The following is a 24,162-nucleotide window of genomic DNA, read 5'->3' as shown; positions in this document are numbered from 1 at the left end:
AATATTACCAAGGATCAGCATCTGCTTTGTATTCCACCCAGCCAGCGAATGTAGATGCCGACGCCGGAGCATCGTCAGATGCTTGGCGCCGCGAACACCTTGCGCAAACCGCTGGCGTCGAAACCGGATCTATGGGCGAGGTTGATTTCCCACTCTAGCGACGAGCGCACGATCGTCTCCATGCAATTGTATTTCGGCACCCAGCCGAGTTCGCGATGGGCGAGGGTGGCATCGGCGACGACACTGGCGGCATCGCCCGGCCGGCGCGGCGCCATGTGAATGCGGAACGCGCGGCCATTGACGCGCATGACCATGTTCAGAACATCGAGCACCGAATAGCCCATGCCATAGCCGCAATTGGCAACCAGCGGCCGGCCACCGCTTCTCAGGTGCTGCAGCGCCATCATATGCGCTTCGACGAGATCGGAGACATGGATGTAGTCGCGCACGCCCGTGCCGTCATGCGTTGGATAGTCGGTGCCGTAGATATCCACCTGGCGGCGGCGTCCGAGGGCCGCTTCGCAGGCAACCTTGACAAGATGTGTGGCGCCGTCGGTGGATTGGCCGGCCCTGCCCTTCGGATCGGCACCGGCGACATTGAAGTAACGGAGTGCCACATAGCTGAAATCGTAAGCGGCGGCGGCATCGCGCAGCATCAATTCCGACATCAGCTTGGATTGCCCATAGGGCGTTTCCGGGCGCAACAGCGCGTTTTCCCGCACCGGTTCGTCGGAGGGCTGCGGGCCGTAGACGGCGGCGGTGGAGGAGAAGACGAAGTGGCGAATACCTGCCTTGATCGCCGCGCTCGTCAGGACGCGGGTTTTGCCGGTGTTATTGTCGTAATAGGCAAGCGGATCTTCGATCGACACGGGCACGACGGCGGAGCCGGCGAAGTGAATGACGGCGTCGATATCATTTTCCGCGAAGATCTTCTGCAGCAACACTTCATCGGCGACATCGCCGAGATAGAAGCGTGCCGCCGGCGCGACTGCCCAGCGAAAACCGGTGGAGAGACGGTCGATGACGACCACATCCTCGCCGGCGTCCAGCAATTTCCAGACCATATGGCTGCCGATATACCCGGCACCGCCTGTCACCAACACTGTCATTCTTCGCGCCCCTGCAAAGTAATATGAGAAGCATATGAAGCCCGCTTTCTTACGGATTTGACTAAAAGCAGGGGTTGAGCAGGCTGCCGCCAAGGAAAGATTGTTCCTATGGTTAGGCGGAGTTTTCGGAGATCGGTCGAATTTTATCGAATGGCGGAAAATACCTTCGCCCCAACAGCGAGAAGGTGCGCCAAGGGCGCGGTTGAGGGGGCGTTGCCCGGATTTCATGTTTCAGGGACTGTTCGCCGCCTAACGGTGCAATGCCCCCTCAACCCGCGCGTAGAGCGCGGCCTTCTCCCTGTTGGGGCGAAGGTATCGCTCAAAGACTCAAGATATACCGGCTCAGCCGTTCGGCGGCATCCGCCACCTGTGCGGGATCACGCAGGAAACAGGCACGCATGAAGAGTTCGCCGCCCTTGCCGAAGGCCGTTCCGGGCGCAAGGCCAACGCCGGTCTTATCGACGATATCGAGGGCGGCCTTGCGGCTGTCGGTGACGCCGTCGATCTTCAGGAAAGAATAGAGCGCGCCATCCGGCTTCAGCGTGTGGACACGATTGGTGGCGATCAGCGCGTCGCAAAGGATATCGCGCGAACGAGCGGCCTTGGCGATGTTGGAGCGGACGAAATCGTCACCTTCGTTCAGTGCGGCAACGGCGCCCTTCTGCATGAACTGCGCCACGCCGGAGGTCGAGTATTGCACGAGGTTTTCGATCACCTGGCCAAGTTCGGGGGGCGCCACGATCCAGCCGACGCGCCAACCGGTCATCGACCAGTTCTTCGAGAAGGAATTGACGAACAGGATCTTGTCGTCGGCCTCCTTAACGTCGAGGAAGGAGGGCGCGCGGCCGCCGGCATAATAATAAAGTGCGTAGATCTCGTCGGCCATGATCCAGAGGCCGTGCTCCCGGGCAAGCGCCAGAATATTCCTGAGGTCCTGATGCGTCGCCGTCCAGCCGGTCGGGTTGGAGGGAGTGTTGATGAAGAGACCCTTGGTTTTTGGCGTGATCGCCGCCTTCAGACGCTCAAGACCAAGCGTCCACTTGCCGTTTTCGAACTGCAGCGGCACCGCGACCGAGCGGGCGCCGGCGATCTCGAGCGCGGCCGCGATGTTCGGCCAAGCCGGCGACAGATAGATCATTTCATCGCCGGGCGAGGTGATCGCCTGCACCGACAGCTGGATCGCCTGCATGCCCGAGCCGGTGACGTAGAAATGCTCCATCGGCAGGGAGACGCCGAAATGCCGTCCATAGTAATCGGAGAGCGCTTGGCGCAGCTCCGGAATGCCGCGCTGCCAGGTGTAGAAGGTTTCACCGGCGTTGAGCGAGGCCATGGTCGCGCGGTTGATGAAATCCGGCGTCGGCAGATCGCCCTCGCCGACCCAGAGCGGCAACAGCCCATCGCGCCCACGGGCATAGTTCACGACTTCCACGATCCCGCTTTCGGGCGCGGTCAGCGCACGCGGGCTGAGGCTATCCAATATCGACATGCAAAGTCTCCGGTTTCCGCCTTCTTAGAGCAATTCCAGGAAAAGTGCGTAGCGGTTTTCCGTCCGGAATGCGGGAAAACAAAGAGATAGAGCAATTCGGGGGGCAAATCCCATGACTTTGACTGAGCGACCAATCGATTTTCGTGATGAATGGACCCCGGCCTTTCATAGGCCGGGGCTGAAGATAAAGGACGGTAAACGTGCCTCAGACGGCAGGGCGTCTGGCCAAGAGATCGCGAATTTCGGTGAGCAATTGCACATCGGCCGGCGGCGGCGCGGTCTCCTCGCCCTTTTCCTGTTTGCGCTCGACCTGCTTGCGCAGCGTATTCACGCCCTTGACCATCAGGAAGATGATCCAGGCGAGGATGAGGAAATTGATGAGGACGGTGATGAAATTGCCGTAGGCGAAAACCGCGCCCTGCGCGCGGGCGGCGGCCAGCGTCGGTGCGTTGACGGTGGATGAGAGTGGAAGAAAATAATTCGAGAAATCGAAGCCGCCGAAAATGGCGCCGACGATCGGCATGATGATATCGTCCACCAGCGACTTGACGATACCGCCAAAGGCGCCGCCAATGATCACGCCGACCGCGAGATCCATGACGTTGCCACGGGCGATGAAAGCCTTGAACTCATTGAGCATCGAATGATCCCCTTTGCGTTGCCGTTGAATCTATTCGGCAACCATTAGCATCATCTTTGCCGTTGTTCTTCAATAGCGAAATGGCGCGACGGAGACATCGACGCTGCATATCCCAAGGGAATCACTGACCGCAGCATGTTTCAAACGTGATCGCTGTCTTACTTTTTTGGCCGGTTGGGGGGCAACGCAGCCTAAACCAGCGGAAGAAGCGAACCCATTGGGGAAACCGTCAGGCGCCCGAGACATCAACTGTTGCTTCCGCAGTTTCAGGACTTGGCGCACCTTTCGGCATGACCCGAGATATCAGGCCATGAATATAGTCGCTGTTCGGCACCTGATCGAAGAGAATGCGGTACATGATCGGCGAGATGACGAAGTCCATCAGTTCGGTGAGCGTCGGAAACGCCTCACCCTGCTCTTCCGCCCGGGCGACGATCACGCGCAATTGCTGCTGCGTGTATCCAGAGCACTTCTCCGCATTCGCCGTGTCGGATACTGCAAGGATATCGCGGATCATCTGCCGGCCGGCACCGGAGGACATTTCGTCGGCATATTGCTCGGCCCAGGCCTGCAGGTCCATCCTGGCGCTTCCGGTTTTAAGTGGCTCCGTTTCCGGCTGCAGGCGGGAAGCCGCGACATCTGCCAACAGTTCCTGCAGATCGCCCCAGCGGCGATAGATCGTCGATGGCGTCACATTGGCGCGCTGTGCGATGAGCGGGATCGTGACGTCGGCGCGCTCCATCCTGGCTAACATCTCGCGAACCGCCTGATGCACCGCGGCCTGAACCCTGGCGCTGCGGCCGCCGGGACGCGGATTTTCTCTTGAAACCATAGATTGATGCCAATCTTTCCCTTTGTCGCTGTTATCGCATCGAAAGCATCCGCTCGTTGCTAACGCAAATTATTTGCTTTTAGCTGTGCGGCACCCTACATGTGCTTAACGCAACTTTTTTGCTTTAAGCCAGGATATAGTCGATGATCACGATGGATTCCACCGCCAATTCGCCACGGACGGCTGGCCGGCGATTAGCACCGCTCTTTCACGCCGCCACCAGCGCTACGTTCTTTGCCGCCTCCTCCGCTCCGACGCCGCTCTATCGCATCTACCAGCAGGTTTTTGCCTTCTCGCCGGTGCTGATCACGGTGATCTTCGCCGTCTATGCCTTCGCGCTCCTCATTTCGCTTCTGATCATCGGCTCGATTTCCGATCATCTGGGACGACGGCCGGTGATCTTTGCCTCGCTCATCCTCAATATGGTGGCGATGGCGCTGTTTTTAATGGCCGATGGCCCGAATTGGCTGATTGCCGCGCGCGTCGTGCAAGGCTTGGCCACCGGTGCCGCCGCAAGCTCGATCGGCGCCGCCCTTGTCGATCTCGATCCGATCAAGGGAGCGATCACCAATAGTCTTGCGCCGCTTACCGGCATGGCGATCGGTGCCCTCGGCACGAGCCTTCTGGTCCAATTCGCCCCGGCGCCGACCCTGCTCGTCTATATCGTTATGCTCGCTCTGCTGGCCCTGCAGGCGGTGCTGCTGTGGCTGGTGCCGGAGACGACACCCCGGCGGAGCGGGCTGCTCGCATCGCTGAAACCGGAAGTCGCAGTTCCACAACAGGTGCGCCGGACGCTGCTGGCGCTGACGCCGGTCAACGTCGCCGTCTGGGCGCTCGGCGGCTTCTATCTGTCGCTGGTGCCCTCGCTGGTCAGCGCGACGACGGGCAGCACCGCACCTCTCGTCGGCGGCTCCGTGGTCGCAGCCTTGACGATCAGCGGTGCGGCGGCCGTATCCCTGCTGCGCAAGAGATCCGCCACCACGGCCATGACGTTCGGCATACCCAGCATGATGCTCGGCATATTGACCGTCATCGCCGGCGTGCATGCGGCGCAGGTGTCGATCCTTGCCTTGGGAACGCTGATCGCTGGCGCCGGCTTCGGGGCGACCTTCCTCGGCACAGTTAGAAGCATCATGCCATTGGCCAAGCCCGACGAACGCGCCGGCCTGCTTTCGGCCTTCTACATCCAAAGCTACCTCGCCTTCAGCCTGCCCGCCATTTTGGCCGGGTTTCTGTCCAAGGCTGTCGGATTCACGGCAACGACGGATATCTATGCGGCCGCCATTCTGGTCCTGATCGTCAGCGGCGTGCTGGCGTTGAGGGCCGGACGGGAGAAGATCACAGCGTCAGCCTGAACCTGCGATTACGGCTTCAATCCAAGCTCCGCCAAGCCGCTGCCGTCCATGGCGAAGGGGACCGATGTGTGATCATGGGCGATCTTCCAGACGCCGGCTTCCTTTCTGAGACCAAGCGTCTGGCGGAACCAGAGGTCGACCTTGGTGCCGTCGGTCTTGGTACCCAGCATGTGCGTCAGACCACTCCAGAAGGCGATATCCCCGCCGATCGTCAGCTTCTGATCTTCGACATCGCCTTCGATGGGCCCCTGCCAAGTATCGAACCAGCCCTGCAGACCAGCCTGATCCTTGCCCTTATATTGCAGCGGCGGCGCCAAAGTGAATTCCACAATGTCGTCGGTCACATGCGACAGGACGCCGGCGGTATTCTTCTCTCCGATCGCCGTCGCCCAAGCGACAAGCATGGCAAAGATAGCGTCAGCCTCTTCGCGGTTTCCGATGATTTCGGCCATCTTTCATCTCCTCTGTGCAATGGAACTGAGCAGAGGACGAATGGTAAGGGCCGCTCCCGACAGGAGCGGCCCACTATTTTTCGCGGGTTTGCGTGGCCATGTTCTCTCTTGGAGGAAAACTCTTTTACGCTGCCGTTTTCACGCCATACGGGTCAAATCGCCCATAAAACGTCTCGCCCTTCGCCGCCATATCCTTCAGCAGCGCCGTGGGCTTGAACTGCCGTCCGTAAGCCTTAGCCAACGTTTCGCAGAGTTCCACGAAGGCTTTGACGCCCATTGCGTCGATGTAGGAGAGCGCACCGCCGGTATAGGGGGCGAAGCCAAAGCCGAGGATGGAGCCGACATCGGCTTCGCGCGGGTCGGTGACGATGCCCTCTTCCATGGTCCGCGCCGCCTCCAGCGCGATGGTGGCGAGGAAGCGCTGCTTCAGGACGTTGACATCGATCTCCTCGGCCTTCTTCTGCGGATAGAGGTCCTTCAGGCCCGGCCAGAGAGACTTCTTGCCCGGCTTCGGCGGATAATCGTAAAAGCCCTTGGAATTCTTGCGACCGAAGCGGCCTTCGTCTTCCACCAGGCGCGTAACCAACTGCATGTGCCTGACATCAACAGCCTTGTCGCCGAGATCGGCGACGGCGGCCTTAAGGATCTTCAGCGACAGGTCGATGGCGACTTCGTCGTTGAGTGCCAATGGCCCGACCGGCATGCCTGCCATCTTCGCGGCGTTTTCGATCATGGCCGGCGGCACGCCTTCGATCAACATGTCATAGGCTTCCGACATGTAGCGCAGCACGCAGCGATTGACGAAGAAGCCACGGGTGTCGTTGACGACGATCGGGGTCTTCTTGATGGCAGCGACGTAATCGAGCGCAACGGCAAGGGCGCGGTCGCCCGTCTCCTTGCCAAGAATGACTTCGGTCAGCAGCATCTTCTCGACCGGCGAAAAGAAATGGATGCCGATGAAATCCGTCGGGCGCTTGGAATTCTTCGCAAGGCCGGTGATCGGCAGGGTCGAGGTGTTGGTGGCGAAGACGGCGCCCGCGGGCAGCACGGCTTCAACGGCCTCGATGACCGCTTTCTTCACATCACGATCCTCGAACACCGCCTCGATGACGAGATCGGCATCGCTGAGGTCGGCATAGTCGGCCGAAGGCGTGATGCAGGCAAGCAGAGCCGCGCCTTCGTCTCGCGTAATTCTTCCCTTACCGACAGATTCCTTCACCAGACCTTCCGCGACCGCCTTGCCCTTGCCGGCCGCTTCGATGTCGCGATCGATGAGGGTGACGGCGATGCCGGCTGCGGCGGTGACATAGGCAATCGAGGCGCCCATGAATCCGGCGCCGACGACGCCGACCTTCTTCAGCTCGGTCTTCGGCTGCCCGGCCGGTCGCCGGGCGCCCTTGCCGAGTTCCTGCATGGAGATGAACAGCGAGCGGATCATCGAATAGGCTTCGGTTGTCTGCAACACCTGGGTGAAATAGCGCTGCTCGATCTTGAGACCGGTGTCGAAGGGAACCTGCAGGCCTTCATAGACGCATTTGAGGATGGCGAGCGCGGCCGGATAGTTGCCCGATGTCTCCCGACGAAGGATTGCGGGCGCAGCCGGCCAGAGCTGCGCGGCAGCAGGCGTCCAGATGCCGCCGCCGGGCACCTTGAAACCCTTTTCATCCCAGGGAGCGACAGGCTTCAGACCATCCTTGATCATCTGCTTGGCGGCGGAGATCAGTTGATCCGGCTCAACCACCTGATGCAGGAGGTTCATCGCCTTGGCGCGTGCTGCCGTCAGCGATTGACCCGTCGTCATCATTTGCAACGCCGACTGCGCATCGGCCAGCCGCGAGATGCGCTGGGTACCGCCGGCGCCGGGGAAGATGCCGACCTTGACCTCAGGCAGCGCCAGCTTGACGCTCTTGGCGTTGGAGGCAACGCGGCCATGGCAGGCAAGCGACATCTCCAGCGCACCGCCCATGCAAGTGCCGTTGATCGCGGAAACCCAGGGCTTGCCGCAGGTCTCGAGCTTACGGAACAGACCGGTCATCCGGCCGACGAGATCAAAGAGCTTTTGCGCCGCCGTCGCCGGATTCCTCGCCTTCTCGTCCTGATAGACGGAGAAGAGCGATTTGATCATCGACAGATCGGCTCCGCCGGAAAAGGAGGATTTTCCCGAGGTAATGACCACGCCCTTGATCGCCTTGTCGGCAACGGTCGCATCAATGAGGGCGTTCAGTTCCTCCAACACCTCGGCAGTAAAGACGTTCATCGATTTGCCGGGCATGTCCCAGGTGACGAGTGCAATGCCGTCCGCGTCGGTCTCGACGGTGAAATTCGTATAAGCCATTGTTTCCGCTCCCCTCAGACGCGTTCCACGATCGTCGCAGTGCCCATGCCGGCGCCGATGCAGAGTGTCACCAGCGCCGTATTGAGATCACGGCGCTCCAGCTCGTCCAGCACCGTGCCGAGGATCATCGCGCCGGTGGCGCCGAGCGGATGGCCCATGGCAATCGCCCCGCCGTTGACGTTGATCTTGTCATGCCCAATATCGAAAGCCTGCATATAGCGCAGCACGACGGCCGCAAAGGCCTCGTTGAGCTCGAAAAGATCAATGTCGGCGAGCGTCATGCCGGTGCGCTTCAGCAGTTTCTCGGTGACGTCGACCGGGCCGGTCAACATCAGCGCCGGGTCGGAGCCGATATTGGCGAAAGCCTTGATCCGGCCGCGCGGCTTCAGTCCCATGCTCTCGCCGCCGGCCTTGGAGCCGAGCAGCACGGCGGCGGCGCCGTCAACGATGCCGGAGGAATTGCCCGCATGGTGCACGTAATTGATGCGTTCGATTTCCGGATGCGACTGGATCGCGACGGCTTCGAAGCCGCCCATCTCGCCGGGCATCTGAAAGGATGGATTGAGCGAGGCCAGCGCCTGCATATCGGTGCCGGGGCGCATATGCTCATCCCTGTCGAGAATGGTCAGGCCATTGATATCCTTCACCGGCACGACGGAATTCTTGAAATAGCCTTTATCCCAGGCATTTGCCGCTCGCTTCTGGCTCTCGACGGCATAGGCGTCGACATCGTCGCGTGAAAAGCCGTATTTGGTGGCGATGAGATCGGCGGATACGCCCTGCGGCATGAAATAGGCCGGGAAGTTGACCGAGGGGTCCATGAACCAGGCGCCGCCGGACATGCCGAGCCCGACGCGCGACATGCTCTCGACGCCACCGGCGATGACGATATCATCGGCTCCTTGCGCGATCTTGGCTGCGCCGAAATTCACGGCATCGAGGCCCGAGGCGCAAAAGCGCGAGATCTGCATACCGGGCGCCGTGGTCGAATAACCTGCTTCGAAGGCGGCTGCCTTGGGAATGACGGCGCCGGCATCCATCACCGGATCGACGCAGCCCATGATGATATCGTCGACCCTCTTCGTATCGAGCCCGTTGCGGTCGCGGATCGCCTCCAGCGTCTTGGCGGCAAGGCGAACGGAGGGCACTTCATGCAGCGCCCCATCCTTCTTGCCACGCCCGCGCGGCGTGCGCACATGGTCGTAAATGAAAACCTCGGTCATGTCTCATCTCCCTGCGGCGGCAAGCGCCGTTGTATTCATACCCACCTTCTCCCCGGCGGGGAGAAGGATGCACGTTAGCGCAGGTTGAGGGGGCGTTGCACCGTAAGGCTGCCTTTCGCTCGTCGCTCAAGGCACCCCCTCATCCGCCCCCTGAGTTGATCGAAGGGCGGGCACCTTCTCCCCGCTGGGGAGAAGGGGATTTTCATCAAAACGCTTCCGCCGCCAGTTCCATCATCGTATCCGCGCCGGTTTCGATGCGAGCCTTGCGCAGCGCCGTTTCCGGCATGATGCGCTCCATGTAAAACCGCGCCGTGACAAGCTTGTTCTTCAAATAATCCGTGCGGGCGCTGTCGCCGCCGGCGAGACCGGCTTGCGCGGCCTTCGCCATCTTCGCCCACATGTAACCGAGGACGACGAGGCCGAAGAGGTGCATGTAATCCGTCGAGCCGGCGCCGGCATTGTCGGGCTTCGCCATGGCGTTCTGCATGAACCACATGGTCGCGGCCTGAACGTCGTTCAACCCCTTCTTCAGATGCTTTGTGAAGAAGGCCATCTCGCCGTCATTGCGGTTCTCCTCGCAGAAATCACCGATCTCCTTGAACAGCGCCATGACGGCGCGGCCGCCGTTCAGCGCCAATTTGCGCCCGACGAGATCAAGCGCCTGGATGCCGTTGGCGCCTTCGTAGATCATGGTGATGCGAGCATCGCGGACATACTGGCTCATACCATGCTCTTCGATATAACCGTGGCCGCCGAAGACCTGCTGCGCCATGACTGCGTGCTCGAAACCCTTGTCGGTCATGACGCCCTTCAGGATCGGCGTCGCCAGGCCAAGGACATCGTCGGCCGCCTGACGCTCCTTCTCGTCTGGCGAGCGATGGGCGATATCGGACTTCAGCGCCGTCCATAGCAGGAAGGCGCGGCCAGCCTCGTTAAAAGCGCGGATGGTCATCAGCGAGCGGCGGATATCGGGATGAACGATGATCGGGTCCGCCTTTCTGTCCGGCGCCTTCGGGCCGGAAAGCGAGCGACCCTGGATGCGCTCGCGGGCATAGGCGACGGCATTCTGATAGGCGATTTCGGCAACCGACAGCCCCTGCAGGCCGACGCCGAGACGGGCTTCGTTCATCATGACGAACATGGCGTTGAGGCCTTTGTTCTCGGCGCCGATCAGGAAGCCGGTGGCCTCATCATAGTTCATGACGCAGGTGGCGTTGCCGTGAATGCCCATCTTGTGCTCGATCGCGCCGCAGGAGACCGCATTGCGAGAGCCTGGCGAACCATCCGACCCGACCGTGAATTTCGGTACGATGAACAGCGAAATACCCTTGGTGCCCTCCGGCGCTCCCTCGATGCGGGCGAGCACCAGATGCACGATATTATCCGTCATGTCGTGTTCGCCGGCGGAGATGAAGATCTTCTGGCCCGATATTTTATAGCTACCATCGCCTTGCGGAACGGCCTTGGTGCGCAGCAGGCCGAGATCGGTGCCGCAATGCGGTTCCGTGAGGTTCATGGTCCCGGACCAGGTGCCCTCGACCATCTTCGGCAGATAGGTCCGCTTCTGCTCCTCGGAACCATGTACGAGAATGGCGGCGATCGCGCCTTGCGTCAGGCCCGGATACATCATCAGCGACATGTTGGCGGCGGAGGTATATTCGCCGACGGCGCAATGCAGCGTGTAGGGCAGCCCCTGCCCTCCGAATTCCTCCGGCACCGCCAGGCCCAGCCAGCCGCCCTCGTAATAGGCACGGTAAGCCTCCTTGAAGCCCTTCGGCGTCGAGACCGTGCCGTCGTCATGGCGCACGCAGCCTTCCTGATCGCCGGAATAATTCAGCGGAAAAAGCACTTCTTCCGACAACTTGGCCGCCTCGCCGACGATCGCCTCGATCATATCGAGACTGGCTTCGGCAAAACCCGGCAGATTGTTGTAGCGTTCCAGTCCGAGCACATCGTTCAGGACGAAAAGCGTATCGTTCACCGGGGCCTTGTAGACTGGCATCTTTCGAATTCCTCCAATTCGCCGCCGGGACTCGTATTCCGGCCTTTCACCTAGCCTTACAAAATATTGACGTTTGCGTAAACGTCAAATTTGGACGGCAAAGCGAATTTTTAGGTAGGATGGCAAAGCGGGCAATGGAAATAATGCCGCAGGCGACGGAGATATGCTTACCCTGTGGCCGCTCGCTTAACCGAAAATAGGATCATCGATCTCTCCGACATCCGGCGATCGGTCATGCGGAGCTTCTGCAAACTCGAAGTCAGGCGAGAGTTTGCTCGACTGGGCGGCGGCTGAACATGGCGTTGAGCGTGGCACGCAGCGGGCGTTCTATGAGATAGTAGCTTGCCACACCGCAGGCGATACCCAAGACAAGCAGGAAAACAGGCGGTACGACACCTAAGCCTGTCAGTTTGAAAAAGGGTTCCTGCCATAAGTAAATCGAGAAGGAGCATTGCCCGATAAAGCGGAGCACATCGCCTTCGAAATTTCTCCGGAACCACGGGGCTGAATATTCGATTCCGATAACGGCCGTCGCCAGCAGGATCGTTTTGACGCCGAAAAATACAATGGCATCTACGCCAAACATCCGCGCCAAGATCGCGCTCACCAGGGCACATGGCGCAATCCATGTCCAATGATCCCGATGCAAGCTTGGTCGGAGAAAAATAAAGAGGGCTGCGGAGATGAATATCCCGGCCATGGCGACATCGGTGCGCCACATTATCAACCCCCAGTCTCCCTGCGACAGATGTATCCGAACCACTCCGTTGATCAAGGCCATCAATCCGGCTGCAAGAATGAGGCCCCAGGCGATGGGTTTGCTCCATAAGCGCGTAGCGAAGGCGATCAAACCCAGGAGGATATAGCTGTGCTCCTCGACGCATAGGGACCAGATGTGATCCAACAGGGAAAAAGGGTGCCCATAGGCCATGGCGTAGTTCAGGGTGAACGTCAGCGCCAAAGCGGCGACATTCAGGTCATATTCGCCGACCCTGCCATGAAAAGCGAGGCCGGTAATCAATACGAACATAAACAGCGCGGGATAAACGCGCGCAAACCGTTTGGCGAAAAACATCGGTAGCGGCATGTGCTTGATGAACAAAATGTCCGCCATCAATCGCCCCGACAGCACGAAGAACAGATCGACGCCGAATGAGCTGAAGTTTGGCAGATATCGGTCGGCCCCGAAATGGCCCATCAACACCATGATGACAGCCAGCCCGCGCCATCCATCGAGGGCCGGGATGTGATGTACCTGATCCGGTTCACGGGCAATGGATGGCGGCACGCGTTCGGCTCCCAAGGATATTTAAATCAACCCATGGTTCCACAGCTCAATTGAGAAAAATATAACGCCGCTCAATTTTAAGAATTTGCAATTTCTGTCCATCGGACCACGGCACGATAAGAGAACGTTTGATGTTCAACACGCCGATCTCACCAGCAGCCACTCCGTCAGCCATATAAGAACGTGAGCATATTCAATAACAAGGCCAAAATAAAAGGTTAAGATTTCGGCAAAACTTAACGGGTTGTTTACTACGTTTCGTGAATTGTGCGGGATGAGCAGCGATGCTTCGCGTTTCTTTCATCTTTAGCTTGATGGAGCGCCGTTTCGCGGTTCAGCCTGAGGAAAGCCTAATACATTATTTCTTTCCGAACGGTGGGATGCGGTCTGCGCGCGAACCCGCGAAGCTGCCTTCCCACAAGCGAAGATGGCCTTTGAGTGGTCCATATGTCGAAGCGAGCAAGAAGATGAGCGGATCGCGATCAAATCCTACCGGCACGGGCGACTGGGCGTCGCTGGATGCGTTGAGCCGCACCATCGAGGGGCTGGAAGCGCGCATCGAAGGCCTGATGGGCACGGCTGGCGCCCGGGACACGCGCCAGCGCGTGGCAAACGGCTATGCCGCGGCGCCTGAGCGGACCCCGATGCCGGAGCGCGCTCCTCTTTCCGACCGCACGCCACGCACCGAGCGCGATGCGTATGCCGCGCGCCCTTATGAACGTCCGCTCCGCACCGAACGTGCGGAAAGCGATTTGCGGCCCGATCCGCTCGCCGAAATCCGCCAGCGCCAGCGTGCTCTCGAAGCGAGCCGCGAACGCCTGCATGCACGTCGCGAGGAAGCTCCGCTTGGCGGGCGCGTTGGCGAAAACCAGGCCTCGCGGCAGCCTCTACCTTCAGCACTTCGCTCTACCCCGGAAAGCTCCGTTGATATCGCTCAGGCGCTGGTCAACCTGCGGCAAGACCTTAAACGGGATATTGCAGAGAGCATTACCCGCGAAGTCAGTGCGTTACGCGCAGAAATTCGCGACATCCGGGACAATGCCGAGGACAAGCATTTCGCCGCCGATGTGCGCGAGGACATGGCGCGGCTTGCCGACAGCATCAGCCAGCTTGCCGGTCATCCCGGCCAGCCGGAAACCGCTGGCCTAAAGGCGGAGTTCGAAGAGCTGCGCTCGCTGATGGACGGGCTTGCCCGCGAGGACTCGCTGCACCATGTCGAACGCCAGGTGCAGGCGATCGACACGAACGGCCTGCAGGACGAGCTGGTGTCGCTCGCCTATCGCCTGGACGATATCAAGCAGCATCTGGGCAGCATGAGCGACAGCCCCGCCGTGCACGCGCTGGAAAACAAGCTGCTGTCGATCGCCACTGCCGTGGAAAGCTTCGGCGGCATGATCCAGCCGCAGGATCAAGCAATGCAGCGGCTCGAAGGCCGCATCAGCGGTCTCGCTGACCAGATCGACATGATGAGCCGCGAAGCGGCGCGGCGCCAGCCGGCGGACGACCTTTCCGGACGCCTAGAAGCGTTGGCAATGCGCATCGACGAACTCGGCAATGCCAAGGCCGCCGCCCGGCTGGAAGAGCGCTTGGATCAGCTCTCCTATCTGATGGAGCGCTCACAGAGGGCGGCGCCGCAGCCGGAACTGGTCAACCATCTCGCCGATATTTCCCGCAAGATCGACGCACTGGAACAGGGCTCGGTCGATCATGCGCTGGCCGAGCGCCTGGATTATCTGGCGCGGCGCATCGACGAAATGGATTTCCACCCGCCGCAGTCGGCCGCAAATCTCGATGATGGCGCCGTCCGCCGGCTGGAAGGCCGTCTTTCCGATATCGCCATGCGGCTTGAGGCGAGCACCGCGGCGGCGCCGACCGATACGCAGGCGCTGCGCAATCTCGAAGAACAGATCGCCCATCTCTCGACGCTGCTGATGCACGAACCGCGGGCCGTCGCCGACCATATTCCCGCCGATCTCGACCGCCGCATGAGTGCGATCGAAGATTATATGGCGACCAATGATGAGTATATTATCGAGGCCGCGCGCCATGCGGCGGAAGCGGTCGTCGAGGCCTATTCGCGCGAAGGCATGCTCGGCCATGGCGGGACTGCCGCCGACATGTCTGCGATGACGGCATTGGCCGAAGACCTTCGCCATCTCGAAGACCTCAGCCGCAGCAGCGACGAGCGTACGCATCGCACGTTCGAGGCGCTGCACGGCACGCTGCTGCAGATCGCCGACCGGCTGGACCACATGGAACATCGCCAGCCGGCGCCCGCGATGCCTGCCGCAAAATTCGAAAGCGATGTTTTTGCTACCGCCGACAGCTCGACGGTGAAAGCGCCTCTGGCCGCGCCGCACAAGGCCGGACCGGTGATCCGTACCGTCGCGCCTGCCGAATCCGCGGCATCGCCGGAAGTCGCCGTCGCGCAAGCGGTGGAAGCTGTCACCAAGGCGGAGATCAAGGCCGCGGCGAAGAAGGAGGGGGGGAAATCTAGCCTGCTCGCCAGCCTCGGCAGACGTTTCTTCATGCCCGAGAAGGCCGAACCCATCTTCTTGCCCGACCGGCCTGTCATCGAGCAGGCGCCGTCGATCGATCCGGTCGACATGATGCCGGCTGAGGAAGCCAATGAGTTGCTCGAGCCCGGCTCGGGAGCGCCCGATATCAAAAAGATCCTGGAACGCGTGCGCGCCAGCCAGAATGCCGCGCGCAACGGCGCCACCAAACAGCCGAGTGAAAACGAGCGCGCCGACTATATCGCTGCTGCCCGCCGCGCCGCTCAGGCAGCCGCTATGGAAGTCGACCAGACGCAGCGCTCGGCGCCTGCCCCCAAAAACGGCGAAAAGAAGCGCGGCGCATTCTCGCGCTTCCGCCGGCCGATCCTGCTCGCTATCGGCGCGGCCCTGCTCGCCATCATGGCCTTCCCGCTCGTGAATACGCTGACGCGCGGCCAGAAGGCGCCGCCGCCGGCGGAAGTCTCGGTGCTGACCTCGACTGCCGAAAGTGGCGCGACAAACGGCGCCTCCGCCAATGCAGCTCAAATGCCGGCACTGGGCGCTCAGGCGCCAACGAACGCGCCCGCCACGCAGGCGCCGGCCACAGAAGCACCGGCTGTCGATGCCGCAGCAACCGCGCAGTCCTCTGCGGCGCCGACAAATCCGGCCACTTCTCCGACGAACGATCATCTGACGACCGCCGCCACCCTCGATGGCAGCGAGGCCAGCGAAACGCTCGCGCCAGCCGGCAGTGCCGCGCCGGCCCAGCAAACCGCAGCCTTCGTGCCTGCCAATGCCACGGCTACCCCGGTAGCGGCTGCGACACAGGCATCCGCACCGACCGCCGCCATCACCGTGCCTGACGGCATCCAGCCGCCGACGCTCGTTGCCGCCGCCAAATCCGGCGATCCCGTCGCTCTATTCGAAATCGGCGTACGCTACACCGATGGCCGCGGCGTTGCGGCCGATCTCAAGCAGGCAGCGAACTGGTATCAGCTTTCCGCCGATAAGGGCTTCGCGCCGGCCCAGTACCGGCTCGCCAGCATGTATGAGAAGGGCAATGGCCTCGAGCGCGATCTCACCAAGGCCAAAGACTATTACGAGCAGGCCGCCAAACAGGGCAATGCCAGCGCCATGCACAATCTTGCCGTCCTCTATGCTTCCGGTGCTGCCGGCCCGCAGGACTATCCGACGGCGGCGAACTGGTTCATCAAGGCAGCCAATCTCGGCGTGTCCGACAGCCAGTTCAACCTCGCCATTCTCTATGCGCGCGGCAACGGCGTGAAGCAGGACCTGCAGGAATCCTACAAATGGTTCGCGATCGCCGCCAAGGGTGGCGACAAGGATGCCTCGCAGAAGCGCGACGAAGTGGCGAACGCCATGAAGCAGGACGAACTCGAAAGCGCTCGCGCCAAGGTCGATCTCTGGAAGGCGCAACCGTTGGACGCCAAGGCGAACGGTACGACAATCCCCGAGGAATGGACGACCGGCAAAGGCGTCAACACCGCCTCGATCGACATGAAGAAGGCGATCCGCAACATCCAGGCGATCCTTAACAACAACGGCTTCGACGCCGGGCCGCCGGACGGCAATATGGGCGGGAAGACCGTCGCCGCGCTGAAGAGCTTCCAGAAATCGGTCGGCCTGCCGCAGGACGGCCGGGTGAGCAATCAGGTCGTCAAGGAACTTCTGGCCCGCAACAAATAGCTCCAAGGTTTCATTTCGGATCGATGAAGCCTTCGGGCATACCGCCGTCGCGGTGCATAATCGCAGCAACATCGGCGAAGGCTCGTTTTGCTTTGCGGGCGCCAATCGGCCCGATTAGATCATCGTCACAATGAGCGTATTGCCGGCGATAACCAACGGTTTCGCGCCGGCTTTGCCTTACGACGAAATTCGTCACACAATCGCGGAAAATGCCGCATTAGAGTGGAATGACGAATTCGATCGCTGAAAGACGCCATGATTTTTCCTAAGGCTCTGGCAATCATTTCAGATTAGAATCGTCTGTTTAAAGGGGAAATTGTTCATAGGCATCCGGTCGCCTACGCTCGGATAGCTGCAACTGGGATCAGACCGTGACGATCTATCTGCCGATCGCAGAACTGTCGGTGAATATCTTCATTATTCTCGGCATGGGCGCAGCCGTTGGGTTTCTCTCCGGCATGTTCGGCGTTGGCGGCGGCTTTCTGATCACGCCGCTTCTGATCTTCTACAACATCCCGCCCGTTGTCGCCGTCGCCACCGGCGCCAACCAGGTCGTCGCCTCCTCGATTTCCGGCGCTATCACGCATTTTCGTCGCGGCACGCTGGACATGAAGCTCGGCACGGTGCTGCTGATCGGCGGTCTTACCGGCGCCACCGTCGGCATCTGGATCTTCTCGCTGCTGAGACGCATCGGCCAGCTCGATCTCTTCATCTCCCTGCTCTACGTCGTCTTTCTCGGCACCATCGGCGGGTTGATGCTGTGGGAGAGCCTCAATGCGATGCGCCGTGCTGCCCGCAACGAGCCGGCCGCGCCCCGCAAGCCGGGTCATCACAGTTGGGTGCACCGCCTGCCGCTGAAGATGCGCTTCAAGAAATCGAAGATCTATCTCAGCGTCATTCCGGTAATCGGCCTAGGTTTCGGCATCGGCATTCTGACATCGGTCATGGGCGTCGGCGGCGGCTTCATCATGGTACCGGCGATGATCTACCTGCTGCGCATTCCGACCAATGTCGTGGTCGGCACCTCGCTGTTCCAGATCATCTTCGTCACCGCCTACACGACTGTCGTTCAGGCCGCGACCAACTATTCCGTCGATATCGTGCTGGCCTTCCTACTGATGGTGGCGGGCGTCGTCGGCGCACAATACGGCGTGCGCGTCGGCCAGAAGCTGCGCGGCGAGCAATTGCGCGCCCTGCTCGGCCTGCTCGTCCTTGCCGTCGGCTTGCGCCTGGCGATTGCGCTGGTGGTCACGCCGGCCGATATCTATTCCGTCGTGCTCGAAGGAGCAGGCCGATGAGACGTTTTGGCCCGATTCTCGCAGCCGCTCTCCTGCTTGCGCCATTGAGCGCGAACGCACAGGTGCTGCTCGACCAGCCGACGACCTCCACGACGGCACGCGAGACGATGGAGATCGGCACCTCGACCGGCGAAATCGCCATTACCTCCGATTTCACCGGCGCGGATCTGACGATCTTCGGCGCGCTTTCCAATACCGACCAGTTACTTTTGGCCATCGGGCAATACGACATCGTCGTCGTGCTGGAGGGGCCTCGCGAAAACGCCACCGTGCGCAAGAAGGAACGGGTCTTCGGCATTTGGGTCAATACCCGCTCGATGACTTTCGAGCATGTGCCGCAGGCCTATTCCCTGTCGAGCACACGCGCCGTCGACTACATCACCGCGCCGTTGGAGCTGAACGACCGCGGCATCGGCATGGATCATATTCAGCTAACCCCCGTCGGTTTCGTCGGCAATGGCGCCGACGTGCCGGAATTCCGACAGGCTTTTCGGCGGCTGCAGCAGAGCGGCGGCCTTTACGAGAGCGACCCGGCCGGCGTACGCTTCGTCAGTTCCAGCCTGTTCAAGGCAACGCTAAGGTTGCCTGCGGACGTCCCGAACGGCGTGCATACCGTACGCGCCTTTCTCTTCAAGAGCGGCAAATTCCTGACCGAAAAATCCCTACCGCTGCGCGTCATCAAGACCGGCATCGAGCAGACGATCACCGATGCCGCCCATGAACGCCCTATCGCCTATGGCGCGTTTTCGGTGCTGCTGGCGGTGATTACCGGATGGACGGCGAGCTTCGTGTTCCGGAAGAGCTGATCAAGCGCTCTTCTTCCGCTCCACCACGTTCAAATAGGCTTCCGTCAGCCGACCGAGCACCGACGGCGTTCCCGGCGGCAAGACCTTGCCGAGGTGCTTCGCCCGCAGCTCTTCCATGAAATCCTCCCAAAGCTTCGGCCCGCCATCTTCCAGCAGCTCCGCCCGGATCGACAGCTCCTCCGAAACCGGCAGATGCTTGCGGCCCCATGCACCCATGTGGGCAAAGAGCGGCACGAGGTCGATCGCCATTTCGGTGAGGCTATAGACGGCCTTCTGCTTATGGGTCGGATCGTCGTCGCGGGTCAAAAGCCCGCGCTCGACCAGCCGCTTCAGCCGGTCAGCAAGGATGTTGGAGGCAATCCCCTCCTCCGAGTTCTGCAGAAGCTCGCGAAAATGCCGGCGATTGCCGAACATGATGTCCCTGATGATGATCAGGCTCCAACGATCACCCAGGATTTCCAGGGTGAGATTGATCGGACAGCCGGAGCGATTGAGCGCGTCCATAGAAATCTCCAAAAACTGCTTGCACTTTGCCACCAGTCAAGCTAATTTTCAACCGATTGCTTTTCGCAACCAGTTTTGATTATGATACGGTTATCGCAAAGGAGGAGACCGATGAGAAAGCTTGTTGTCTGGAATCTCATGACGCTTGACGGTTATTTCGAGGGACCGAAACCCTGGGACCTTGACTTCCATATGCTCGCCTGGGGCGACGAGCTGGAGCACTACGCGACCGAACTCGGCAAGGAGGGCGATCTGCTGATCTTCGGCCGCAAGACCTATGAAGGCATGGCTGCCTACTGGCAGACGGCGCCGGAGACACCCGAAATCGCCGCCTATATGAACGGCATAGCCAAGATCGCAGCATCGCGGACGATGGACAAGGCAGACTGGAACAATACCCGGGTCGTTCGCGACATCGTCGCCGACGTCAGGAAACTGAAGGAAGAGCCGGGTAAGACCATGTTCGTCTTCGGCAGCGCCGAAGTGACGGATACGCTGCTGAAAGCGGGACTGGTGGACGAAATCCGCCTCTGCCTCGTTCCCGTCATCCTCGGCGCGGGCAACCCGCATTTCAAGCCGGCGGCGGAGCGGATTCCGATGAAGCTGCTCGAAGCCACGCCCCTGAAGACCGGCGCGGTGATCCTGCGCTACGAGCCTTCAAAAGCAGCTTAGGCCGAGAGATTGCCGAAGCGTACCGAATAGATTCGGTCGCGACCGAGGACATGAGCGATGAGGCTTTCGTGGTCGAATAGTCCGGCCATGGCCTTGTGGCGCAGGTCGAGCCCGCCGGTCATGATGCCGAAAGCGGGCATCAGCAGGCGGGCGCCGTCGCTGGCAAAGCACGGGCGGCGGACGGATTTATCGCGGCGGCGGACGGTGGCGGAAGGATGCAGATGGCCGGCGATCTCGCCGGCCTGCTGACCGCCCTTCGGTTCGTGGCGGAAGGTCAATCCGCCATAATGCATCTCATCGACAGAGCGACCGGGCAGATCGACCGTGCCATCCGGATCGTGATTGCCGTTGATCCAGATCCATTCGCGGCCGCGCGCCATGTTGACGATCAGGCTGCGGAATTCTTCCGGCAGGTGCTTGGAGCCCACACGGTCATGGAAATTGTCCCCGAGCGAGACGACGAGCTTTGGATCGTAGCGGGAAATGACGGCTGCAAGCACGGTCAGCGTCGCCAGCGTATCGTAAGGCGGCAGCAGCATGCCGCGCCGTGCAAAGGCGGCTCCCTTTTCCAGATGCAGATCGGAAACGACGAGGATGCCGTCATCCGGCAGATAAAGCGCGCCAAGGGGATCGCAGACGGCGGCGACGCCATGAACGGCGGTTTCGACGCCCGATGCAGGCGTCAATCCGTTCCTCACTTGGCCGTTCATCTCTCGCGCAAGCGCCAGGCGGTTCATCAACTTGGTCTGCCCTCATCCGTTTGGCATGCTCATTCCATGGCCTCGCGGATCAGATCGTCAGCCGCTTCCGCCAGCACCACATCATGCGCCTCGCCCGGCACCGGCACCTTGCCGATTTCCAGCATCACCGGCACGGCAAGCGGCGAGATATGATCCAGCGCGCGATGGGTGATGTGCCCTTTGATTCGCTTTAGCATATCCCCAAGGCGGCCAATTTCCAAAAGACCGGTGGCTGCATCCCGCCGCGTCGCCTGCAGCAGGATATGATCCGGCTCGTGGCCGCGCAGCACGTCATAGATCAGATCGGCTGAGACCGTCATCTGCCGTCCGGTTTTTTCCTTGCCGGGGTGGCGGCGCTCGATCAAACCGGCAATGATGGCGCAATTGCGGAAGGTGCGCTTCAGCAGGAAGGATTCATCGAGCCAGGCTTCGAGATCGTCACCGAGCATGTCCTCGTCAAAGAGATCGGAAAGGCTGAGGCGGCCATCGGCAATCATCAGGCTCATATCCTCCAGGCCCCAAATGCCGAGCGAATAATCCGTGGCGATGAAGCCCATCGGCTTTGCACCGGCCCGCTCGAGCCGCCGCGTCAGCAGCATGCCGAGCGTCTGGTGCGCCAGCCGTCCTTCGAAAGGATAGGCGACCATGTAGGCGCGGCTGCCACGCGGAAAGGTCTCGATCAGAAACTCGTCGCGCTTCGGCAGGAGCGACCTGTCTTTCTGCAGCTCCAACCAGTCGCGCACCTGATCCGGCAGACGATGACGGCGATCGGGATCGTCGATCATCATGCGCACCTGATCGGCAAGGTAGGTGGACAGCGGAAACTTGCCGCCCGCGTAGGACGGGATTTTCGCATCCATGGAGAAGGTCTGCGAGGCCAGGCATTCATTCTCGCGGATGCCCTCGAAACGGAGCACCCTGCCAGAAAAGCGAAAGGTGTCGCCGGGCGAAAGCTGTTCGAGAAAATACTCTTCGACTTTGCCAAGGGGAGCGCCACCGCGACCAAGCGAGCCCAGCGCATTGCGTTTGACCAGCCGAATGTTCAGCATCGCCTCCTCAACGATGGTGCCGAGATTCAGGCGATATTGCTGTGCCACCTGCGGATTGGAGACACGCCAGCGGCCTTCCGGCGTCTTGCGGATGCGGGCATAACGCTCGTAGGTGCGCAAGGCATAGCCGCCGGTGGCGACGAAATCGACGATGCGCTCGAACGTTTCCCAGGATAGGTCGGCATAGGGCGAAGCGCCGCGAACCTCGTCATAGAGCTCCAGCATGTCGAAAGGTTCCGCACAGGCCATGCCGAGAATATGTTGGGCAAGGACGTCGAGCGCGCCGGCACCGACCGGCGGCGTATCCTGCGCGCCGATATAATTGGCGTCGAGCGCTGCCTGGCATTCCATTACCTCGAAACGATTGGCCGGCACGAGGATCGCCTTCGACGGCTCGTCCATGCGGTGGTTGGCTCGGCCGATGCGTTGGGCAAGGCGCGATGCGCCTTTCGGGGCGCCGACATGGATGACGAGATCGACATCCCCCCAGTCTATGCCGAGATCGAGCGTCGAGGTGGCGACGACGGCGCGCAGCTTATTGGCCGCCATGGCGGCTTCGACCCTGCGGCGCTGCCCGACATCGAGCGAGCCGTGATGCAGCGCGATCGGCAGATTGTCGTCGTTTGCCGACCATAGTTCCTGGAACAGCATTTCCGCCTGCGAGCGCGTATTAACGAAGAGCAGCGTCGTCCGGTGCTCTTTCAATTCGCGATAGATATCGGGAATGGCGTATTTGGCGGAGTGGCCGGACCAGGGAATATGTTCCTCGGTCTTCAGAATGGAAATATCCGGCTTGGCGCCACCATCGACCATCACGAGGCCGGCATGCCGCGCCGCCCCCTCCTCCTGCGCCACCAGCCATTTCTGCAGGTCCATCGGCTCGGCAACCGTCGCCGACAGACCGATGGTTTGCAGATTGGGCGCAAGCTTGCGCAGGCGCGCAAGGCCGAGCGAAAGCATATGGCCGCGCTTCGACGTTACGAGGGAATGCAGCTCGTCAAGGACGATGTATTTCAAATCCTTGAAGAAGCGTTCGGCTTCGTGGTTGGCGAGCAGCAAGGCCACCTGCTCCGGCGTCGTCAGCAAAATGTCCGGCGGATTGAGCTTCTGGCGTTGCCGCTTGCCGGCAGGCGTATCGCCGGTGCGGTTTTCGACGGAGACCGGCAGGCCCATTTCCGTGACAGGCTTCATCAGATTGCGCTCGATATCGACAGCCAGCGCCTTTAGCGGCGAGACGTAGAGCGTGTGGATGCCGGTGAAGGCCGAGCCCGGCGGCATCTTGCCGCGCCGGGTCAGATCGGTGAGCGAGGGAAGAAACCCGGCCAGCGTCTTGCCGGCGCCGGTCGGCGCGATCAGCAACGTGCTTTCGCCGGCCTCGGCACGGGCCAGCAACTCAAGCTGATGGGCACGCGGCTGCCACCCTTTTTCCGCAAACCAGCGGATGAAAGGGGGAAGAAGTGTAAGGCGGCGCTCGGAATCGATCTGGTCCACGGGGCAAATGTAGTCGAAATGCGAGAGATAGGAAGCGCGATCAACGGCTTCAGTGTTCGTAGAAAGTGCATACCGGGCGCACGGCATACCCTGACTCCAGCCTCGTCCAAAAAAAGAATTTGACTCCTCCAATAATCACGGATAAAAAATATCCACGATTTGAAAAGGACGGACCGATGAAACTCGGCGAAGGCGTTGAACAGGCGATACACAGCGTCGCGATGCTGGCCGGACTGTCTGCGGGCGGCGTGCTCTCGGCGGCGGCGATTGCCGAGTTTCATGGGGTATCGGTGAGCTATCTCTTGAAGCATCTGCAGGCGCTTTCCGGCGCCGGCATTCTTGACACCGTACCCGGCCCCAAGGGTGGCTACCGGCTGGCGCGTCTGCCCGCCGAAATCACCCTTCTCGATATCGTGCTTGCCGTCGAAGGGCCGGCGCCTGCCTTTCGCTGCGCCGAAATCCGCCAGCGCGGACCAAACCCGCTGCCTGGAAAATATTTCGCAAAGCCGTGCGGCATCAGCGCGGCGATGCTGGCGGCCGAGCGGATGTACCGCGCCGAGCTCGCCAAGACCACCATTGCCGATATCCTCGCCGATGTTGCGGCGGGCGATGACGGCAGCATCGCGGCAAGAGGCTGCGCCTTCCTTGCCCTCAACGAACGCAGAACCTCACGATAGA

At 60.9% G+C, this 24,162-nt stretch carries 18 protein-coding genes; 6 read left to right on the top strand and 12 right to left on the bottom strand.

Annotated elements, in window-relative coordinates:
* Positions 1 to 74: 74 nt before the first annotated feature.
* The 4 genes from galE to K290_RS33870 form a co-directional block, all read right to left on the bottom strand.
* Positions 75 to 1,109 carry a UDP-glucose 4-epimerase GalE gene (galE, locus tag K290_RS0106615; RefSeq protein ID WP_028751158.1) on the bottom strand — a complete coding sequence of 345 codons (1,035 nt, stop codon included), beginning with the start codon at positions 1,107 to 1,109 and terminating at the stop codon, positions 75 to 77.
* 319 nt (positions 1,110 to 1,428) lie between these two features.
* Positions 1,429 to 2,595: a pyridoxal phosphate-dependent aminotransferase gene (locus K290_RS0106610; RefSeq protein WP_028751157.1), complete on the bottom strand. Its 1,167-nt coding sequence runs from the start codon at positions 2,593 to 2,595 to the stop codon at positions 1,429 to 1,431.
* Between the two features lie 205 nt (positions 2,596 to 2,800).
* Positions 2,801 to 3,235, bottom strand: coding sequence for a large conductance mechanosensitive channel protein MscL (gene mscL / locus K290_RS0106605; protein ID WP_028751156.1), 435 nt, complete (start codon positions 3,233 to 3,235; stop codon positions 2,801 to 2,803).
* 229 nt (positions 3,236 to 3,464) lie between these two features.
* Positions 3,465 to 4,067 carry a TetR/AcrR family transcriptional regulator gene (locus tag K290_RS33870; RefSeq protein ID WP_051263949.1) on the bottom strand — a complete coding sequence of 201 codons (603 nt, stop codon included), beginning with the start codon at positions 4,065 to 4,067 and terminating at the stop codon, positions 3,465 to 3,467.
* A 143-nt stretch (positions 4,068 to 4,210) separates the two neighbouring features.
* Here K290_RS33870 and K290_RS0106595 point away from each other — a divergent pair, with 143 nt between their 5' ends.
* Complete coding sequence (locus K290_RS0106595; protein ID WP_028751155.1) at positions 4,211 to 5,422, top strand: MFS transporter; 1,212 nt, start codon at positions 4,211 to 4,213, stop codon at positions 5,420 to 5,422.
* Positions 5,423 to 5,430: 8 nt separating this feature from the next.
* Here the strand turns inward: K290_RS0106595 and K290_RS0106590 are convergent, their stop codons facing one another.
* The 5 genes from K290_RS0106590 to K290_RS0106570 form a co-directional block, all read right to left on the bottom strand.
* Positions 5,431 to 5,874, bottom strand: a complete 444-nt coding sequence (locus tag K290_RS0106590; RefSeq protein WP_028751154.1) for a YybH family protein — start codon at positions 5,872 to 5,874, stop codon at positions 5,431 to 5,433.
* A gap of 124 nt (positions 5,875 to 5,998) precedes the next feature.
* A complete protein-coding gene (locus tag K290_RS0106585; protein ID WP_028751153.1) occupies positions 5,999 to 8,209 on the bottom strand; it encodes a 3-hydroxyacyl-CoA dehydrogenase NAD-binding domain-containing protein in 2,211 nt (736 codons plus the stop codon).
* 14 nt (positions 8,210 to 8,223) lie between these two features.
* A complete protein-coding gene (locus K290_RS0106580; RefSeq protein ID WP_028751152.1) occupies positions 8,224 to 9,432 on the bottom strand; it encodes an acetyl-CoA C-acetyltransferase in 1,209 nt (402 codons plus the stop codon).
* A 205-nt stretch (positions 9,433 to 9,637) separates the two neighbouring features.
* Positions 9,638 to 11,434, bottom strand: a complete 1,797-nt coding sequence (locus K290_RS0106575; RefSeq protein ID WP_028751151.1) for an acyl-CoA dehydrogenase C-terminal domain-containing protein — start codon at positions 11,432 to 11,434, stop codon at positions 9,638 to 9,640.
* A gap of 259 nt (positions 11,435 to 11,693) precedes the next feature.
* Complete coding sequence (locus K290_RS0106570) at positions 11,694 to 12,722, bottom strand: acyltransferase family protein (protein WP_051263948.1); 1,029 nt, start codon at positions 12,720 to 12,722, stop codon at positions 11,694 to 11,696.
* Positions 12,723 to 13,189: 467 nt separating this feature from the next.
* Here K290_RS0106570 and K290_RS0106565 point away from each other — a divergent pair, with 467 nt between their 5' ends.
* The 3 genes from K290_RS0106565 (at position 13,190) to K290_RS0106550 (ending at position 19,028) form a co-directional block, all read left to right on the top strand.
* Positions 13,190 to 16,924, top strand: coding sequence for a peptidoglycan-binding protein (locus K290_RS0106565; protein ID WP_028751149.1), 3,735 nt, complete (start codon positions 13,190 to 13,192; stop codon positions 16,922 to 16,924).
* Positions 16,925 to 17,295: 371 nt separating this feature from the next.
* Positions 17,296 to 18,222 (top strand): sulfite exporter TauE/SafE family protein, encoded by a 927-nt coding sequence (locus K290_RS0106555; protein WP_028751147.1) that lies wholly within the window; start codon positions 17,296 to 17,298, stop codon positions 18,220 to 18,222.
* Positions 18,219 to 19,028: a TIGR02186 family protein gene (locus K290_RS0106550; protein ID WP_037135033.1), complete on the top strand. Its 810-nt coding sequence runs from the start codon at positions 18,219 to 18,221 to the stop codon at positions 19,026 to 19,028. Before K290_RS0106555 ends, K290_RS0106550 begins: the two co-directional genes overlap by 4 nt.
* Here the strand turns inward: K290_RS0106550 and K290_RS0106545 are convergent, their stop codons facing one another.
* Positions 19,029 to 19,532 (bottom strand): winged helix-turn-helix transcriptional regulator, encoded by a 504-nt coding sequence (locus K290_RS0106545; protein WP_028751145.1) that lies wholly within the window; start codon positions 19,530 to 19,532, stop codon positions 19,029 to 19,031.
* Between the two features lie 111 nt (positions 19,533 to 19,643).
* Here K290_RS0106545 and K290_RS0106540 point away from each other — a divergent pair, with 111 nt between their 5' ends.
* Complete coding sequence (locus K290_RS0106540; RefSeq protein ID WP_028751144.1) at positions 19,644 to 20,204, top strand: dihydrofolate reductase family protein; 561 nt, start codon at positions 19,644 to 19,646, stop codon at positions 20,202 to 20,204.
* Here K290_RS0106540 and pdeM read toward each other — a convergent pair.
* Together pdeM and K290_RS0106530 are read right to left on the bottom strand one after the other, a co-directional pair.
* Positions 20,201 to 20,941 carry a ligase-associated DNA damage response endonuclease PdeM gene (gene pdeM / locus K290_RS0106535; protein WP_028751143.1) on the bottom strand — a complete coding sequence of 247 codons (741 nt, stop codon included), beginning with the start codon at positions 20,939 to 20,941 and terminating at the stop codon, positions 20,201 to 20,203. The two genes, K290_RS0106540 and pdeM, sit on opposite strands and share 4 nt — an antisense overlap.
* A gap of 32 nt (positions 20,942 to 20,973) precedes the next feature.
* On the bottom strand, positions 20,974 to 23,484 hold the full coding sequence (locus tag K290_RS0106530) for a ligase-associated DNA damage response DEXH box helicase (RefSeq protein WP_028751142.1): 2,511 nt from the start codon (positions 23,482 to 23,484) through the stop codon (positions 20,974 to 20,976).
* Between the two features lie 176 nt (positions 23,485 to 23,660).
* Here K290_RS0106530 and K290_RS0106525 point away from each other — a divergent pair, with 176 nt between their 5' ends.
* Positions 23,661 to 24,161: an RrF2 family transcriptional regulator gene (locus K290_RS0106525; protein WP_028751141.1), complete on the top strand. Its 501-nt coding sequence runs from the start codon at positions 23,661 to 23,663 to the stop codon at positions 24,159 to 24,161.
* Position 24,162 lies beyond the last annotated feature (1 nt).

The organism is Rhizobium leucaenae USDA 9039 (assembly GCF_000426285.1).
Classification (GTDB): domain Bacteria; phylum Pseudomonadota; class Alphaproteobacteria; order Rhizobiales; family Rhizobiaceae; genus Rhizobium; species Rhizobium leucaenae.
This window is presented reverse-complemented; position numbering and strand designations above follow the sequence as displayed.